Raw genomic sequence first — 16,436 nt, 5'->3', positions numbered from 1 at the left:
TGGTTAATTAGTTAATTGGATTTTTCACAATTAAATTTTGGGTTTAACCATTGCTTTCATTCTGTTTTCTCAAGTATTTAATATAACCATTCAACAACCTTATACAGGAGTCAGTAGTAGTACTTATTTCATTCAAAACATCATTATTGATATAATTCCAGGAATTAGCTTCAATAGCATGATCCAGTACTTCCGCGACTGAACCTCGTGCATTCAGCAGATATTTTATATAATCCTTAAAGTGATATCTTCCCCATCCCTCTGCAATATTTGCAGTTGCTGAGCGGGAGGCTCTTAATAATTGGGACCGCAAATCAATTTTTCAGAATCCGGCAAAGCTATAATAACTTTTTCCTTTATTAAAAGTTTAAGCTCAAAACACTTTTTCCAGCACTCCAATTTCTCGAAATTGTCAGCCATTGGTTTGATTAATCGGTTTTTTGGTTAATTGGTCAATTTGAATATATTATTTAGACTTTTTATACTTTTAAAAATTTATAAACATAATCCTTAGTAAAGAAGGATCCCATCCTTACAATTCATCAATCCCTAATTAACTAATCCCTAATCACCAATAACCAATAACCAATTACAGTTTTTTATCACACCTATCCCCCAGCACTCCTTTCACATCATATATAACAGTTTGCCCATTCTTGAACTTATCAAGATCAAGATCTAAAAACTCCTTATGAGCAACGGTTAAAACTACTGCTTCAAATTTTCCTTGCGGAAGATCTTTTGTGGTAGTAAGGCCATATTCATGACGTACTTCATCAGGATCGGCTAATGGATCATATATAGTAACATTAGTGCCATATTCCTTCAGGTTCTTAATAACGTCAACCACCTTGGTGTTTCTAACGTCGGGGCAGTTTTCCTTAAAAGTAATACCCAGAACGAGGATATTCGATCCCTTTACTTTTTGGTCATTCTTTAGCATCAGTTTCACAACCTCAGAGGCCACATAACTTCCCATGGAATCATTCATTCGACGTCCAGCCAAAATAATTTCAGGATGATATCCAATTTCCTGAGCTTTTTGAGCGAGATAATAAGGATCGACCCCTATACAATGTCCTCCTACCAGTCCGGGCCTAAAAGGAAGAAAATTCCACTTGGTTCCCGCTGCCTCTAATACATCCTGAGTGTCGATATCCATCATATTAAAGATCTTTGCCAGCTCATTGACAAAGGCGATATTTATATCACGTTGGGAATTCTCTATTACTTTAGCGGCCTCTGCGACTTTAATTGTAGGTGCCAGGTGAGTTCCCGCGGTAATAACCGAAGCGTAAAGATCGTTTACTTTTTTCCCAACTTCAGGAGTTGACCCTGCAGTAACTTTCAGAATTTTTTCTACAGTGTGTTCTTTATCCCCGGGATTGATTCGCTCAGGAGAATAACCTACAAAGAAGTCTTCATTAAATTTCAACCCACTCGTTTTCTCTAAAACAGGAACACATTCATCTTCTGTAGCTCCCGGGAAAACAGTGGATTCATAAATCACAATATCTCCTTTCTTAAGAACTTTCCCTACCGACTCACTACTTTTATAAAGTGGAGTGAGATCCGGGCGGTTGTTTTTATCGACCGGCGTAGGTACAGTAATCACATAATAGTTGCAGTCATTTATATCCTGAAGCTCGGCTGTACAATACAAGCCGTATTCGTTAGAAGGAGATTCTATGAGCACCTGCTGCAGTTTGTCATTTTCAACCTCAAGAGTAGTATCTATACCTTTCTTAAGCTCTTCTACTCTCTTCTTGTTGATATCAAATCCTATTACAGGAAATTTTGTTGCAAACAATCTTGCTAATGGCAGGCCAACATATCCGAGTCCAACAACTGCTATTTTTTTATTCTCCATTGTGTTTGTTATAAATTTTCCCAGTACCAATTAACAGCCTCTTTAAGACCATCTTCAATTTTATACTGAGGGTCATAACCCATTAAGTTTTTTGCTTTTTCTACAGAAGCCAAAGAGTGCGGAATATCTCCTGCCCGATTGGGTCCATGCTTTACTTCCACATTTGCTATTTCAGGATCGTATTCAGAAAGATATTTTTTCAATAGCTGAGTAAGCTCCTGTAAATTTGTTCTATCCCCTACTGCTGTATTATAAACCTGATTTAAGGCGTGTTTATTATCTGTAGTCAAAGCAAGCAGGTTCATTTGGATCACGTTGTCAATGTAAGTGAAATCTCTTGAATAAGTACCGTCTCCATTAATTACCGGACTCTCATGCTTCATGAACTGAATAACGAATTTTGGAATAACAGCAGCATAAGCCCCATGCGGATCCTGCTTTCTACCAAAAACATTAAAATACCGCAGACCTATAGTGTCCAGTCCATAGGTAGAATGAAAAATATCTGCATACAATTCATTTACATACTTGGTGATAGCATACGGTGATAAAGGTTTGCCAATCTTGTCTTCGACTTTAGGCAAGGCTTCAGAATCTCCATAAGTAGAGGAACTTGCAGCATAAACAAACCTTTTCACCCCTTCATCCTTTGCGGCAACCAGCATATTTACAAATCCGGAAACATTGACATTATTGCTGGTGATAGGATCATTTATGGAGCGGGGTACTGAACCCAGCGCAGCCTCATGTAGCACATAATCTACTCCTGAGACTGCTTTATTGCAGTCTTCAATATTTCTAATATCACCTTCAATTAAAGTGAAATTCTCATGATCAATAATTGCAGAAAGATTTTCTTTTTTTCCTGTCGCGAAATTATCAAGGCAAACTACTTCAGCATTAAGATTCAGAAGAGTCTCACAAAGATTGGATCCAATAAATCCGGCACCGCCGGTTACTAATACTTTTGAAGAACTAAGCAATTCAAATTGTTTGCTGTTCATTTAATATAATTTGGGTTGATTATTTAATTTGGCGTCAAAGGTAAAATTTTGAAGAATGGTTTTTATTAATTTCCTCTTAAAGAAGCTTCATTTTCCGGAAACTGAGTAGATTCATAGTGCACTACTTCTGTATCGATTAAAATTCTTTCCTTAGGACCCGTTGTTTTTCTATTGATCCTGCCAATAAGAACCTCCATCGCCTTCGCTCCGATCTTATCGGGAGACTGATCAACAAAACTAACGGACGGAGTTAGATATTTAGCTAATCCTCCACGAATAAATCCAATGATCTTAAGATCTTCGGGAATTCTTAACCCATTTTCATATGCGAGCCTGTAGGTAAGCATTGTACTGTCAAAATCACTGCACAAGACAGCTTCCACCTTATCCTCCAATAACATAATTAAGATCTTTTCCTTAAGACTTTCCATTTTGGCAGAATTAGCGATAAAGAAAGTATGGTCTTCCCCCAAAGCATTCCGGTAACCCTCAATTCGTGCCTTACCCACTCCCATATGGTGAATGGAAGTAGCCAAACCGATCTTTTTCACCCCTTTACTTTGAAGATCCCGGGTTGCATCGTAAAAGATCTTTCTGTCATCAATTCCTACTTTATCCACCGGCATATCAAAATCAATACGATCATAAAGCACTACCGGGATATCATATTGAATAATATTCATAATATGATCAAATTCTTTCTTTCTCTGGGTTTCTTCAGCAATTGCAATAAGAACTCCATCCACAAAGCCTGCAGTAAGCATTTCGGCTATTTGTTTTTCTCGTTCATGGGATTCATTGGAGATATAGGTTATAACCTGTAAACCTTCACGTTGTGCACTGGCCTCCATCCCTGAAAGGACTTTCGCAAAAAATGAATTGGCAATATTAGGTATAATAACTCCTATAGTTCCACTTTTACTGCTTTTCAAATTAACAGCAGTAGGATTAGGCCGGTACTTGTGCAGAGCTGCCAGCTCTTTTACCCTTTCAATTGTTTTAGGACTAATTTCGGGGCTATCGTTTAAGGCCTTTGAAACTGTAGAAACAGATACATTCAGCAATTTAGCCAGTTCCTTAAGGGTAATTCTGGTTTTCATTTTTGAAAAGAATATAGGGATTAATCACAAATGTAATAAAGCCGCGTTAATTGAGGTATTTTTAGCCTCAAACTTCCGCTAAAATTTATATTTTAATCTAAAATGAGTTAGAAATGAAATTTTTCAACAGCTACTGGTTTTACATAATTGCTGCCCTTATTACCATCTTTGGCCTCCTTACGGGGTGGTACTTTTTCTTCCTTTTAGTCCTGCCTTTGGGCTTTTTTAATTTTGGCAAAAAAGACAACGAGAAATAGCTGCGTTAAATAATTACTAAACCAGCCCTTCCATTTGCAAAGATGAAACCTTGAACGTAATTTAATCCTGAACCAAAAAAGGTAATAATGAAACAAAAAGGAACTCTGTCTCAAACCCTGAATATGTTGCGGACTGAAGAAGGATACGAAGAAGATTTTAACCTTCTTGATGAGAAAATAAAATCCAGTGAAGAAAGGGAGAAATTTTTCAACCAAAAATTTGTGGTGGATGAAGTGTATAGATTCGAAGGGGCTTCTAATCCGGGAGATGAAGCTACTATTTATGCAATTACCACATCCTCGGGAAGAAAAGGTGTTCTCGTAGATGGCTTTAACTACACTTCAGGTCAAATTTCAGAAGAACTATTGAAAAAACTGGATCTTAAGAGCAACCGCCCTACTTCAGAATAAACTTGGATTTACCTTATACTTATTGTATATTTGAATACTAATCACAAAAACCATAAATAAAAACTATGAGCTATTTAGGTCTAGACGCTAAAAAGACGTCAAATACAGTTCAGGAACTTAATGTTCTGTTAGCCGATTATCATTTATATTACCAAAAACTCCGTAATTATCACTGGAACGTCATAGGGAAAAATTTCTTTGATCTTCATGAAAAATTCGAAGAGCTTTATGATGATGCCAAAATTAAGGTCGATGAAATCGCTGAGCGTATACTTACGCTAAGATATCAACCTACCAGCAATTTAAGTGAATACCTGGAAAAATCTAACCTGAAAGAATCAAAATCTGATCTCTCTGACTCTCAAATGATCAAAAATCTTTTGGATGATCATGGGACTCTTCTAAAGCAAATGCGTAAAGTTGTGGAAGTGGCCGATAAAGGAGGAGATGAAGGTACGATTGATCTCATTGGAGCTTATATTAGAGAATTGGAAAAAACCAGCTGGATGTTGGATGCCTGGAAAATGAAAACTTCCGAACAACATAAGCCGGTATAGAATAAATGGCGAAAAAATTTGATATTCAGGATTCCGTTGAAGGAATCTGGGAGAAATTAGGCGAATGGCTGGATTCAATAATCCTGGGTTTGCCTAATTTCATTTTAGCTGTTTTAGTATTTATCATTTTTGTCTTTGCAGCAAAGTACCTTGGAAAATTGCTGGACAGGCTCCTGCGGTTCAAGGTAAGGCAGGCTTCAATTCGCGAAATAACCATCAAGATCATGAAGGTGGTGGTTATTGCAATTGGATTTTTTGTTGCACTGGGGCTGTTAAATTTGAATACAATCCTTACTTCTGTTCTGGCAGGTGCCGGGGTGGTAGGTTTGGCCGTAGGTCTTGCTCTGCAGGGAACCTTAAACAATACCTTTTCGGGAATTCTCTTAAGTTTTCTTCCTGAACTTCAAATTGGAGACTGGATTGAGAATAACGGATACGCCGGAAGAGTTGTGGAAATAAACCTTAGGAGCATTGTGATAAGGGAGGCAGATAATAATTATGTAGTTATTCCTAACTCACAGGTTATCGATGCCCCTTTTAAAAACTTTTCCCGCACTTCAAGATCCCGTATAATGGTGAATTGCGGTGTGGCTTACAATTCCGATCTTGAGCTCGTAAAAACTATAACTATTAATACACTTTCTGAACTTTACCCTCAAAAAAAGGGCGAGGAAGTAGAATTTATGTACAATGAATTTGGCGACAGTTCGATTAATTTTGTTGTAAGATTCTGGAGCAATGTCACTTCTAACAGAGATATACTTTTGGCCAGAAGCGCCGCTATTATCGCTATTAAGAAAGTGTATGATCAACACGACATCAATATCCCATTCCCAATAAGAACTTTGGAATTCAACAACAGGTTAAACATTCAAAAACCTTCTTCTGAAGGAGAATCTTAGCCCCAAATTCCAAAAAAAAGCAAAAGCGGATTATTATAGTCCGCTTTTGCTTTTTTAAATGGCTTTAAAAATTCCGAAAGAACAGTTGCTTTATATTATTTTAAACTAAAATTTCTAACATCCTTTGAAAACAAAAAATTAGAAGCTTTAGGTTTCAAAAAGGGTAAATGGAGGATGAATTTAATATTCTATATCCACCGCATAAAGAATTTAATGTCATCCTTTTATTCTCCCGGTGGAATCAATTAATCTAGAAATTCATACCCACGCTAAAACTGAAACGTAGTTTTTCACCTCCCGAAAATAAATTGACTTTAGCAGAAAGAGCATCTGCTCCGGTTATCCAAAATCCGCCGCCATAGCTGTCATGCCAAAGATCACTATTCTCTCCGTCCAACCAAACCCGGCCTAGATCATATCCGGCAAATACCCCTATTTGAAGAGGGATAAATGAAGTTTTAAACTCGTCAAAGCTATATCTTAGATCATTTCCCCAAACAAAAGCGCTTTCTCCAGTAAACCGTTCTTCTCTAAATCCTCTTAAACTCTCAGCCCCACCTATAGTAGCGGCCTGGTAGAATTCAAAATCATCACCAAAAAGAACTTCTGCATTTACGCGAGTATTTATAACCCACTTATTATTTTGACTTATGGCTTTATAAAACCCAAGGTATGGTGTTATAAAAGCGTAAATATTCTCTGTCTCTCCGGTATTCATTTTTCCACCACCAATGAATTCGAATTTCATTCCATTTGAAGGATTAAGCACATCATCGTAACTTTCATAGCGAAAAACACCTTCAATACCTGCAAAATATTGCCGTTCAAAAAAATTGGTGTCCTTCATATATTCCGAAGAGAGAAAACGATCCACTGTCTCTTCTATTTGCACACCTTCAAAGGTTGCTGCTAATTTATAATAACGTCCAAAGGGTGAGTCCTTTATCACTCCCGCTTCTCCACCAATTCTACTAATACGTACCCGATTGTAGTCCTTTCCTAGTTCTTCTTCAAAGTTTTCAGTTTCATTTCCCATCCCGAAGAAATTACGGGTATAACTGGGATTCGTAAAATGTGCTCCCACAAGAAAATTGTAGTTTCCAAAAACATTGGCAAATTCCCCCTGGTAACGCATATCAAAACTTTGAGTGGCAAAATAATAGCCCGCTTTAAATCTATGTTGGGCTGTAAATGGATTTCTACGGAAACCATACTTCGTAAAGGAGGTGCTTAAGCCAACCTGAAATCCATCATCGGGATTATATCCAACTACCGGAAGTATGGCACTTGTAGAAAATATTTTCCGATCCTTATCAAAGACATTTACCTCATAATTATCTGTAAAAGTAATATCTGCGCCATTGTTGATCTCCACAGTGTTAGGCAAAGATTCGTAATCATAAACCTTTACGTTTTTGCCATTTTTGATCCTGTAAATATCATTATTTTGTCCTCCAATAATCCTCACAAGAATTGAAGAGGAAGCTTCTCCATAGACCTCGAAAATATCGTCATCATCAAGACCATAGATCCACAATTCTTCGGTCACTTGAGAATCATATACCCTGTTGCTCACAACATCTGCCTTCTCTCCATCCTTAATCCTATAAATAGATACGCGGGTTTTTCCTTCCGGAAGGCGTTCAATCTCAATATGATCATCTTTATCTGTAGCAGAAATGATGGCAAACTCAGCAAAATAATTGTAGTATCTACTGGTTATGTCCACCAAATTGTCCCTTCTGGCTTTAAGATTTTTAATAATTCGTTGTGTGGATTCTCCCCGGGTTTCCTTCGGAAGCTTTTCAAAAGCTTCTTCAATCACTTCATCTGTCACGTGCTCCTGAAGAAACTCAGCCTGCCTTAGCCATTCGTCTTTACTGGAATTTTGAATTAAGCTTCTATCCAGCCCAACAGCGGCCGAGTTAAACCACTCAATGTCAGCAATGTTTTCATCATAAACAGCAAATTGATTGGCAAATCCCGTTAATCCCCTTAAGGTGTTTAAAAAGGCCCCATCAAAATTAGAAAAGACCTGGTCCCTGTCTCTAGGTATAGGCTTAAAAAGGTGATCTCCTTCCTCATTTTCAATTTCAGCCCATCTCCATTGATCTTCATGCCGATCCCAATCGCCCACAAGCATATCAAATATTCTTGCTCTTATATAGGCAGATTCGTCAAGACTGTATTTCTCATCCTTCCGAAGACGTTCAAAAACTCCAGCCGTGCTTTCAATATCATGATTTGGGCTGCCAAAAGATTCATAACCTGTCCAGGCTCCTTCGGGTCGTTCAACGATCATATATAATTCATCCCCATACTCACTGTTGAAATCTCCAAGAGCATTTTGTTTGGGAACATAATACAACTGTGGATTGGTATGGTTAATTCCCGCTGCCTGCGATAATGTAGGTATTGCCAGGAACGCATAAGGATGCGCAGAGGTGTAAAAATCTTTTATTACATCCTCGGCAAGGGTATTTTCAAATTTAGTCTCTACAGGAGTATCTTTATAGGCAACCGTTTGGAGGAATTGCACAGCACTTTTTTCAAGCGCCCGCATATTGTAATCTCTTCCCTGCTTATCCTTTAATCTTAGAGACCGTGTTTGGTGACCCCCACCTGCTCTTTCTACAGTAAGTCCCCCGTATAAGGTATCCAGTACAGCAACGGGAACCTCCACTCCGGTCCCGTACAAATCCCTGTACCTGTCTCCCCAAATACTTTCATAGGCCTTCGATACATTAGTATCCCGGGGTTCATAAACTGACTCCACGACACTGCGGGGAAAAGAAGTAGGCAAGGTGTCAATATTAAAGGGTTCCGGTGCTGCGATAACTTCCTTTTGATATAAAAGTTTAGGCTGTTTATCTGCGCTCCCATAGAAACTAATCCAGGAGGAACCGTCTTCAAATATATCCAGGGTAGCGAATCCCTGGCCTGAATAAGCAAACAATCCATCGTTCCCTAATCCCACATAAGATGCCTTGGAAGCCGATCCTGACACTACTTGTTTTATTTTGTCGTGTTCAATATACTGTATAGAATGATCGTGCCCCGAAACAAAAACTACATTCCCCCACCGGGAAGCAATAGTTTCAATTCGTTTTCTCATTCCTTTATATCTTTCATTTTGGAGGTCTGTACTGGTGACTCCTCCTGTAGTTCTTATAAAATTTGCCAGAGTTCCGAGTATGGGTAATGGAAGCTTACGTTGGGTAGGAAAAAGGTGATCTGTTAAACTGAAGTTTCCTCCATGCAGCCCGTTAGTATACAAGGGATGATGAATAACAAATACCACTGTTTTTGTCTGATTCTTCTTTAATTCGCTATCTATTTCCTGAAAAAAAGCTTCCCGGGTTTTAATTTCGGCACAGTCATCATTAATTTTTGGATGCTCATCCCAATCCTCAAGGAACCATTGCGAATCTGCAACAACAACCTGAATATTTTCGCTTACTTCAAAAGAAGCTAATCCGCAGCCCGGTTCAGGATAAAAAACATCCTCTCTGTTAAGTTTTTCTCGTAAGTAGTCTGCCTGTCTTTTAAGACCGGTCAATCCCTGATTATACCAATCATGGTTTCCCGGCACAAAAAAGAGGTTGCCATCATAATTTTCCACGGCATCTATTTGAGCATCCAGGCGGTACTCCATAAGTTCCCTGTCTGGGTGATCTTTTGAAACAAGCCCCGCCGGGTATACATTATCACCAATAAAAATTGTGTAATTTCCAACCTGCTTAACCGAGTCAATGTAGGTTTTAAATGCCAATAAAGCTTCTGAAGAACCTCCGGGGGGGGAATAACCTCCGTCTCCCAAAAGATAAAAAGATTTCTCAACTACTTTATCCTCAGGATATCCAAAATCTTCTGAAGGTTCATCCTTTGCGTAATAAAGCTGATTTAAATGTGGAGAACAGGCGGTAACAGCAATAAATAATACCAGTGTTAGAAATTTGTTATTTTTTCTCATACAAAACTATTGGGGGGATTTTTTTGTAATTTGGTGCAAATCTAACCACAACTGAATGACAACTCTTACCGATAAAGCTGAAATTTTTGTACAGGATCTATTCAGAAAAAAATTACCCAATACATTCATTTATCACAATTTTAAGCACACTCAGAGGGTCGTTAAAAGTACTAAAGAATTAATCGAAAAATCTGAAATTCATGTTAAACACGAGGAGCCGCTACTGCTGGCCGCCTGGTTACATGACACAGGGTATATCGAAGAATATGCAGGTCACGAAGAAAAAAGTGCCGAAATAGCCAGGGAGTGGCTGGAAAAGCAAAATGCCGATAAGGCCCTTATTGAAGATGTTACCAGGATAATAATGGCTTCCAGAATGCAGGCGGAGCCAAAAGAACTTGATGAGAAAATCATCAAAGATGCTGACACGTCTCACCTCGCAAAAGATTACTTTGAAGAAACAAGCGAATTTCTTCGGCAGGAGTTAAAACTTCAGAAGATCAAAAATTATTCACACCAGGAATGGATTGAAAAAAATATAGAACTATTTACCGAGCGGCATCAATTCTACACGCAGTACGCGAGGGAGAACTGGAAGGAACAAAAAGATGAAAATCTATACAACTTACTCAATAAAGAAAGAAAAGCAAATAAGAAGTTAGCTAAAGAAGAAGCAAAAGCCCGTCTTAAAGTTAAATATAAAGATAAGAGCCCAGACCGAGGGATACAGACCCTGTTTAGAGTCACTATGCGTAATCATCTTAAATTAAGTGACATTGCAGATGCCAAAGCCAACATTCTCCTATCGGTTAATGCCATCATCATTTCCCTGGCCATCGCTAATTTCATTCCCGATCTCACTTCTCCTGCCAACTCAAGTACGGTTATGATGCTCCCGATTTTTATCTTAATGATCTTTAGCGTCGCCTCAATAATAGGAGCAATAATGTCCACCCGTCCAAATGTAACTTCGGGAGAATTTACCCGGGAGCAAATTAAAAACGGAGATGTTAATGTACTGTTTTTTGGAAATTTTCATCGTATGCCTTACGAACAGTTTGAGTGGGCCATGCACGAAATACTTGAAAACCAAACCGACGTGTATGAATCTCTTATGAAGGACCTTTACATGCTGGGAGTGGTACTAAACCGAAAGTATTATCTTTTAAGGATTACCTATACTATCTTTATGGTAGGAATCATTCTCTCGGTTCTCAGTTTTATTGCCGCTTATTACCTGGCCTAACACCTTTTCCAGGTCTTCATAAGTGAAGACCTGCTCTTCTTGTTGTTCATTTTTTAGGTGGTATAACACTTCCACTCTTATGGCTTTTAGTCCAATAACTCCCTGGACATCTTCAAGCTCTAATTTTTCTACCTTATCTCCTAAATACTGTTTGGACTGCAAATATTTGATATAGCGCAAATACTCCCTTTCATCTTTCCTGTTAGAATATACAATGGCAATTTTCCCTTTTTGAGTTACCCTTTCTTCAGTTCCCTTTACATGTGCCTTGTCAATTCTTTTCTTGATGATCTCATACCTTGCATTGTAGGTTCCATCTACATCGAATTGTTTTTCATCCATCCTATATCGAATAGAAAGTGTTGTATTATACACAAGGATCAGGGAAGCAGCTTCCAGTTTCAAAGGCATGTTTTCCTGTATTTGATAGAAGCGGTTTTCCATTTCGCACATGGTGCTCAATTGCCACAAACGCAGGTTGTATAAATAAACCTCGTCAAAAGGTTTGGCTTTTTTATTTGTAAGCGAGGTCCCTATATAAATGTTATGCTCAACCCCATCGGTCTTATATCTTTCAAAATAATGAGGGTATATCTCCTGGGCATCAATTTGTCTGCGGTCAATGTATCGGGCCATTGTACGATTGATTTGCTGTACAGCTTCATCATAATTTTTTCGGTGATTGTAAATTATTCCTGTTTCAGAATTCACGTTTTTTCGGTAACCGCTCACCTTTTCCTCTAAGACAGGTGTTTGTTTTTCAATATGTGCCATAACAGGATCTATCTCCCGTTGGAGCAAATTGAAAACTTTTTGTTCACTTGAGGTGCTCAAACTGTTGGCGAGATCATCCTGAAATTCTTTAATACGAAATTTCACCTGCTCATAAATATCCAGTTTTTCGATTTCTTCAGCCTGGCACACAATGTTTGTAATTAGTTCCAGTTGATCAAGCAGATCTTTTTGAATAGCTTCATTACGCGCTTCCGAAGAAGCTACAATATCAATCTCTCCATACAAAGGATAAACATCTTCGAAAGTAATATCCTTAAATGAGGCAAGTCCATCTTCATCAAGATCTCTAATGAATTTTCTTGCCTCCTTTTCAAAAATCCATAAAACACTGGGATGAATAGAAGTACATTCACTTTGTATTACAGCCTTAACACGATTTTCAAACTCTGCTTTACTGCGTTCTACAGCCGTAACTATATAAGGTAAGATATCTTCTAGTTTTGTGGCATTTATGCTGTTGAGCACATTTTTTTCAAAAGAGACCAACTCAAGCATTCCAAGCAAAATACCATTTTTAGCAATAGGAGCCAGAATGGCACTTTTCACACCAGCATCAACAAGGGATTTTGCTAAAAGATTTTCTGAAGATTTTGTGGAAAATTTTGTGACGTTAGGAATGCTAAAGTAATTGTGTTCCTTTACAAGTTTTTGATAAGCTTCCTCCTCGAGAGCCTCCCTACAGTCTACCGTTTTCTTCTCCCGAAGCAAGAAACTTGGTGAACGATTTCCCATCATTCTCTCAAAAGTCGATTCCTGTTCATTATACATGGTAAATCCCACCCTAAGATTTGGAATCTTATATATGGATTTAAAAATCTCCTCAAACTTCTCCATCTCTTCATTTCCTGAAGTATTTCTTTGCAACAAAGTTGTTTTTAGATCGGAGATCGCATCATCAACAGTCACATCTGTAAGAGTAATTATGGTGAAACCCTTAAAGATCCAGCTTTTGGGTGGAAATTTTTGTTTCCAAAATTCCACATTCTCAATATTTTGGATCAATTCATCAACATCTTCTTTCGTTATTTCACAAGCATTTTTGCCAGGTTCCAGCTCCATAAATTGGGAATCAAGTTCAATTCTATAGTGCCTTAAAATGCCATTTTCATCGGGTATATCATAATATAACGGTCTTGAAAAATCCATATCATAACCATAATACTTATTGAGGATTAGAATACAGGCATAGATATAATCAAGGTCTTTACTAAGATCTCTCATATTTAAGTTGAAATCTTTTCCCGCACCAGCAAGTATTTCTCTAAACTTAAGAGTAGAATTAAAAATGACATTGTGAAAAGGAACAGAAATCGCTTTGATTTGGGTACCCGACAGAATTTCAGGAAAAAGATCTTTCATGAGGATCCTAATTGGATCTTTTAGTTTATTAAGATCTTCGGAATTTTCAATTCCATCCTCTAAAACAGGAAAACCAGAAATATAATCGAGTATCTTTCCCAGGTAATCTTTGGATATCATGCTTGATTCATTCTCCAGTTGCTTTCGATACTGTTCAATGATCTTGTGAAAACTGATCTTTATTTCGAGGGGAAATTCCTTTTGATTCTTCATATGTTAAAATTACAGGATTTTGGACCCGCTGCCCCAGGGCTCGTTCATATTAACATTAATTTATCTATTCCGACATTCTCTCTCCACTAACTTCCTTATTTTTGTGCAAAATGTAACAAATTATGCGTAAAATTTTATTAGTTGGACTTGTTGTCCTCCTTGCTGCTTGTGAAAGTGAAAATGAGGGCTACCATTTAAGCGGAACAGTACAAAATGCTCCCGACGGGCAAAAGATTATTGTTTCAGAATTAAATGACAGTAATACCCAGGTTGTGCATCTGGATACAATAGAAGTTCAGGATGGCAAATTCGAATTAGATCTTCCCGAAATGGAAAAGCCTACGATTAGCTTCCTAACCATTGAAGGAACCCGTGGAAACGTGGTCTACATTGCTGATAATACACCTATAGAATTTAAAGTGTATCCTGACAGTATTTATTCTTCAGAAGTTTCTGGAGGAGAAGATAATGAAGTACTAACCGCCTACCTAAAAAATGTGAGAGAGGTAAGCAGGAAAATGGGAGATAATAGAACTGCCCTTAGAGATGCAATGATGAACAGGGATTCTGTTACCTTGCAAAATTTACAGACTTTTCAGCAACAGTTATTTGAGGAAGATAAACAGGCGAAAGTTGAATTGATCGAATCAAATCCTAATTCTATTGTTTCTGTAATGATCCTGCAGGATATGCTGAATACTTCGGCCTTCTCTTCTTCAGAATTGATGGGGTTTTATAATCAATTAAGTCCCGAAGTTAAAGAGGTTCCTTTGGCAAAGACAGTAAAAACACGCCTCGATAAAATGAGTAAAACCGCTGTGGGCAGCAAAGCTCCTGGTTTTAGTGCTCCTACCCCACAGGGAGATGAGCTTGCTTTAAGCGATGCTCTTGGAAAGGTAACCCTTGTGGATTTCTGGGCTTCCTGGTGTAAACCCTGTCGTGTAGAGAATCCAAATATTGTGGAAGTATATAAGAAATATCACGATCAAGGCTTCAATATCATCCAGGTTTCCCTGGACCGTCCAGGGCAAAAAGAAAAATGGATCCAGGCTATTGAAGATGATAATCTTGGAGAATGGAACCATGTCTCCAATCTTATGTTCTGGCAGGATCCTGTAGCAGTGGAATACGGAATTCGCGCTATCCCTGCAGCCTTCCTTTTAGATGAAAATGGAAAGATCATTGCAAAAGATCTTAGAGGAAAAGCCCTGGGAGAAAAAGTTGGAGAGGTTTTAAATAACTAGTTTTTCTGAAGCTAAAATTCAATTAAAACTGAAAAGGGTGCCACAAGGGCACCCTTTTTTTTAATTTTATATAATATTTTAATTTTCATTAAGCAGAAATTCTACATTGACCTTTACGGTAATTTCCATTTCTCCCGGGGCGATACTTTGCTGCTCTGCACTATCAGCTTTCATTTCCATCACCCTGTAAACAGGCTGATAATTATTTGTTTGCACCTCCGAAATATGGATTGCCTTGCCCGCACTTTGCCCTAAGGCAGTTGCATATTCTTCTGCCTTCATTTTTGCATTTAAAACTGCGTTTTTTCGAGCTTCAGACTGAAGATCATCTTTCCTAGAGGTCCGGAATTCGATACCGTCAATCCTGTTCAATCCTGAATCAAGTAAACCAGACATGATCTTTTCATAATCCTTTAGATTCAACAGTTCAATAGAAATCGCCTGATTGGCAGAATACATGGTATCCTGGGTATTATAATTAACTTCTTTATTGAGCCTTATATATTCGGTTTGAATGTTTTTTGAGGCCACTCCCTGGGATTCTAAAAATTTAATGACCTGATCTACCACGTTATCATTTTTCCGCTTAACCTCTGCAGCTGTTTTTCCAGTGTGTTCAATTCTCGAATTGATAAGAACTTTGTCGGGAACTATGTTTACAGTTCCGGTTCCAAGTACAGAAATTGAAGGAATAGATTTTTCTTGTGCAAAGCCAAATGAGTATCCTAAAATGGCAATTAAGAGAAGATATTTTTTCATAATTATTGAATTAATTAATAATGAATTTTCAATTTCAGTGCCAATGTCAGATTTTTCCGGTTTTTTGTAGGAAAAAAAGTAAAACAATGGGAATTGCAAGTAAGATAACCATCAATAAGCTCGTTGCAAACAACTGCGGCACAAGAATCAAAGTGAGAATATAACCACCTACAGCACCACCAAAATGGGCATCGTGTCCAATATTTCCTATCCTGTTTTTCATTCCGTAGATGGAATATAGCATATAGCCAATCCCAAAAACATATCCCGGAATAGGAATGGGGATAAAAAACATGTACAGGCTCATTTCCGGATACAGCAAAATACCAGCATAAATAATTCCCGAGACGGCGCCGCTGGCTCCTACAGCATTATATTGTAATTCATCTTTATGAAAATAATAGGAAAGTAAATTACCAATAAGCAAACTGGCAAAATAGATTAGCAAAAAACTAATACTGCCAAGGGAAGCAATTACTATATCGGCAAAAAAGAACAAGGTGAGCATGTTCAGAAATAGGTGCGCAGTATCTACATGTAAAAATCCTGAAGTGAGGATTCTTATCTTCTCACCCCTTTTTACTGCTGCAGAGTTGAATTTGTATTTTTCGAAAAACGAATGATCTTTAAAACCCTTAAACGAAAAAATAACATTGGCTGCTATGACTAGAATGGTAACCAGGTCGAAATCTCCCATTAATGCTAAAATTTAGTGCCAAATATACCATATATTTGCCTAAATGACT

The 16,436-nt window shown here is 37.9% G+C and carries 14 protein-coding genes; 6 read left to right on the top strand and 8 right to left on the bottom strand.

What is annotated here, in order from left to right; genetic code table 11:
* Nucleotides 1-43: 43 nt before the first annotated feature.
* From OU683_RS07180 to OU683_RS07165, 4 genes are all read right to left on the bottom strand, one after another.
* Nucleotides 44-313, bottom strand: coding sequence for a four helix bundle protein (locus tag OU683_RS07180; RefSeq protein ID WP_268136701.1), 270 nt, complete (start codon nt 311-313; stop codon nt 44-46).
* Between the two features lie 276 nt (nt 314-589).
* A complete protein-coding gene (locus OU683_RS07175) occupies nt 590-1,870 on the bottom strand; it encodes a nucleotide sugar dehydrogenase (RefSeq protein ID WP_268136699.1) in 1,281 nt (426 codons plus the stop codon).
* An 8-nt stretch (nt 1,871-1,878) separates the two neighbouring features.
* The gene (locus tag OU683_RS07170; protein WP_268136697.1) at nt 1,879-2,874 is read right to left on the bottom strand and encodes an SDR family oxidoreductase; all 996 of its coding nucleotides are present in this window, start codon (nt 2,872-2,874) and stop codon (nt 1,879-1,881) included.
* Nucleotides 2,875-2,939: 65 nt separating this feature from the next.
* Entirely contained in the window at nt 2,940-3,974 is a 1,035-nt protein-coding gene (locus tag OU683_RS07165; RefSeq protein ID WP_268136695.1) for a LacI family DNA-binding transcriptional regulator, read from the bottom strand.
* A 113-nt stretch (nt 3,975-4,087) separates the two neighbouring features.
* Between OU683_RS07165 and OU683_RS07160 the strand changes: the two genes are divergently transcribed.
* The 4 genes from OU683_RS07160 (at nt 4,088) to OU683_RS07145 (ending at nt 6,101) form a co-directional block, all read left to right on the top strand.
* The gene (locus OU683_RS07160) at nt 4,088-4,231 is read left to right on the top strand and encodes a hypothetical protein (RefSeq protein ID WP_268136693.1); all 144 of its coding nucleotides are present in this window, start codon (nt 4,088-4,090) and stop codon (nt 4,229-4,231) included.
* Nucleotides 4,232-4,318: 87 nt separating this feature from the next.
* Complete coding sequence (locus tag OU683_RS07155; RefSeq protein WP_228913061.1) at nt 4,319-4,642, top strand: phosphoribosylpyrophosphate synthetase; 324 nt, start codon at nt 4,319-4,321, stop codon at nt 4,640-4,642.
* Nucleotides 4,643-4,707: 65 nt separating this feature from the next.
* On the top strand, nt 4,708-5,199 hold the full coding sequence (locus OU683_RS07150) for a Dps family protein (RefSeq protein ID WP_228913062.1): 492 nt from the start codon (nt 4,708-4,710) through the stop codon (nt 5,197-5,199).
* Nucleotides 5,200-5,204: 5 nt separating this feature from the next.
* Nucleotides 5,205-6,101, top strand: coding sequence for a mechanosensitive ion channel family protein (locus tag OU683_RS07145; protein WP_268136691.1), 897 nt, complete (start codon nt 5,205-5,207; stop codon nt 6,099-6,101).
* A gap of 250 nt (nt 6,102-6,351) precedes the next feature.
* Here OU683_RS07145 and OU683_RS07140 read toward each other — a convergent pair whose 3' ends face one another.
* Nucleotides 6,352-10,074 (bottom strand): metallophosphoesterase, encoded by a 3,723-nt coding sequence (locus tag OU683_RS07140; RefSeq protein WP_268136689.1) that lies wholly within the window; start codon nt 10,072-10,074, stop codon nt 6,352-6,354.
* A 55-nt stretch (nt 10,075-10,129) separates the two neighbouring features.
* Here OU683_RS07140 and OU683_RS07135 point away from each other — a divergent pair, with 55 nt between their 5' ends.
* The gene (locus OU683_RS07135; protein WP_268136687.1) at nt 10,130-11,320 is read left to right on the top strand and encodes a Pycsar system effector family protein; all 1,191 of its coding nucleotides are present in this window, start codon (nt 10,130-10,132) and stop codon (nt 11,318-11,320) included.
* On the opposite strand, the gene OU683_RS07130 is transcribed toward OU683_RS07135, so the two are convergent.
* Nucleotides 11,240-13,687: a GAF domain-containing protein gene (locus OU683_RS07130; protein ID WP_268136685.1), complete on the bottom strand. Its 2,448-nt coding sequence runs from the start codon at nt 13,685-13,687 to the stop codon at nt 11,240-11,242. The two genes, OU683_RS07135 and OU683_RS07130, sit on opposite strands and share 81 nt — an antisense overlap.
* Before the next feature lie 122 nt (nt 13,688-13,809).
* Here OU683_RS07130 and OU683_RS07125 point away from each other — a divergent pair, with 122 nt between their 5' ends.
* On the top strand, nt 13,810-14,931 hold the full coding sequence (locus tag OU683_RS07125; protein WP_268136683.1) for a TlpA disulfide reductase family protein: 1,122 nt from the start codon (nt 13,810-13,812) through the stop codon (nt 14,929-14,931).
* 78 nt (nt 14,932-15,009) lie between these two features.
* Here the strand turns inward: OU683_RS07125 and OU683_RS07120 are convergent, their stop codons facing one another.
* Together OU683_RS07120 and OU683_RS07115 are read right to left on the bottom strand one after the other, a co-directional pair.
* Nucleotides 15,010-15,690 carry an SIMPL domain-containing protein gene (locus OU683_RS07120; RefSeq protein ID WP_268136681.1) on the bottom strand — a complete coding sequence of 227 codons (681 nt, stop codon included), beginning with the start codon at nt 15,688-15,690 and terminating at the stop codon, nt 15,010-15,012.
* 46 nt (nt 15,691-15,736) lie between these two features.
* Entirely contained in the window at nt 15,737-16,387 is a 651-nt protein-coding gene (locus tag OU683_RS07115; protein ID WP_268136679.1) for a rhomboid family intramembrane serine protease, read from the bottom strand.
* Nucleotides 16,388-16,436: the final 49 nt, after the last annotated feature.

The organism is Salinimicrobium sp. TH3, from assembly GCF_026676115.1.
Classification (GTDB): domain Bacteria; phylum Bacteroidota; class Bacteroidia; order Flavobacteriales; family Flavobacteriaceae; genus Salinimicrobium.
The sequence above is the reverse complement of the archived record's forward strand: the minus strand, read 5'-3'. Positions and strand labels throughout refer to the sequence as shown.

What these genes read in the sequence shown, in the direction of transcription:
- OU683_RS07175 (WP_268136699.1), bottom strand. Translation starts at nt 1,870, where the DNA reads ATGGAGAATAAAAAAATAGCAGTTGTTGGACTCGGATATGTTGGCCTG.
- OU683_RS07170 (WP_268136697.1), bottom strand. Translation starts at nt 2,874, where the DNA reads ATGAACAGCAAACAATTTGAATTGCTTAGTTCTTCAAAAGTATTAGTA.
- OU683_RS07165 (WP_268136695.1), bottom strand. Translation starts at nt 3,974, where the DNA reads ATGAAAACCAGAATTACCCTTAAGGAACTGGCTAAATTGCTGAATGTA.
- OU683_RS07160 (WP_268136693.1), top strand. Translation starts at nt 4,088, where the DNA reads ATGAAATTTTTCAACAGCTACTGGTTTTACATAATTGCTGCCCTTATT.
- OU683_RS07155 (WP_228913061.1), top strand. Translation starts at nt 4,319, where the DNA reads ATGAAACAAAAAGGAACTCTGTCTCAAACCCTGAATATGTTGCGGACT.
- OU683_RS07150 (WP_228913062.1), top strand. Translation starts at nt 4,708, where the DNA reads ATGAGCTATTTAGGTCTAGACGCTAAAAAGACGTCAAATACAGTTCAG.
- OU683_RS07145 (WP_268136691.1), top strand. Translation starts at nt 5,205, where the DNA reads ATGGCGAAAAAATTTGATATTCAGGATTCCGTTGAAGGAATCTGGGAG.
- OU683_RS07140 (WP_268136689.1), bottom strand. Translation starts at nt 10,074, where the DNA reads ATGAGAAAAAATAACAAATTTCTAACACTGGTATTATTTATTGCTGTT.
- OU683_RS07135 (WP_268136687.1), top strand. Translation starts at nt 10,130, where the DNA reads ATGACAACTCTTACCGATAAAGCTGAAATTTTTGTACAGGATCTATTC.
- OU683_RS07130 (WP_268136685.1), bottom strand. Translation starts at nt 13,687, where the DNA reads ATGAAGAATCAAAAGGAATTTCCCCTCGAAATAAAGATCAGTTTTCAC.
- OU683_RS07125 (WP_268136683.1), top strand. Translation starts at nt 13,810, where the DNA reads ATGCGTAAAATTTTATTAGTTGGACTTGTTGTCCTCCTTGCTGCTTGT.
- OU683_RS07120 (WP_268136681.1), bottom strand. Translation starts at nt 15,690, where the DNA reads ATGAAAAAATATCTTCTCTTAATTGCCATTTTAGGATACTCATTTGGC.
- OU683_RS07115 (WP_268136679.1), bottom strand. Translation starts at nt 16,387, where the DNA reads ATGGGAGATTTCGACCTGGTTACCATTCTAGTCATAGCAGCCAATGTT.